Genomic DNA, 555 nt, shown 5'->3' with positions numbered 1-555 from the left:
ACCTTAGCAAAGCGTTATGTAGCCACGAGAGGACGGTAAGTTAAAAGGATTTATATATGTTAAATATTCGCCAAGCTCGCATTGAAGATATCAGTGTTATCAAGAAACTACAGTTTCAGCTTAATGAGTATCATCAAGCAAATTTACCTGATGACTTCTTATCACCGGAAGAAATTGAACAAAAAATAGACCTGCACAAGATAATCGAAAGTGAAAGCTCGATTTTTCTGGTAGCCGAAAGCAAAGGGCTGTTAGTAGGTTTTGTTTTTGGTGAGCTATGGGTTCGTAAGTCTTGGACGCTCAAACAGCGAAAAATCGCGAGCATTGAACAAATAGTAGTGGATTCATGCTTTAGAAGCCAAGGCGTTGGATTGGCGCTAATAGAGGCATTTGAGGAAAGGGCTATTTCTAACGGCGGAGAAGAGCTGTTTTTAGAAGTATATTCCTTCAATGAATCTGCTTTAGGTTTGTATCGCAAAGCTGGTATTGCCCCCAAAATCCTAATTGGGCAGAAAGCACTAAGCTGAAAGTCGGCTACATAACAAATTGTTCAAG

1 protein-coding gene is annotated in these 555 nt (G+C 39.8%); it reads left to right on the top strand.

Features of this window, described 5'->3' with window-relative positions; translation table 11 throughout:
- Nucleotides 1-56: 56 nt before the first annotated feature.
- Nucleotides 57-527, top strand: coding sequence for a GNAT family N-acetyltransferase (locus tag KJB35_RS28170; protein WP_054702902.1), 471 nt, complete (start codon nt 57-59; stop codon nt 525-527).
- The last annotated feature ends 28 nt before the right edge of the window (nt 528-555 follow it).

Origin of the sequence: Vibrio sp. D431a (assembly GCF_030248655.1) — a bacterium.
GTDB lineage: Bacteria > Pseudomonadota > Gammaproteobacteria > Enterobacterales > Vibrionaceae > Vibrio > Vibrio alginolyticus.
This window is presented reverse-complemented; position numbering and strand designations above follow the sequence as displayed.

Bases quoted from the DNA above. Each gene is read 5' to 3' on its own strand.
- KJB35_RS28170 (WP_054702902.1), top strand. From the start codon at position 57: ATGTTAAATATTCGCCAAGCTCGCATTGAAGATATCAGTGTTATCAAG.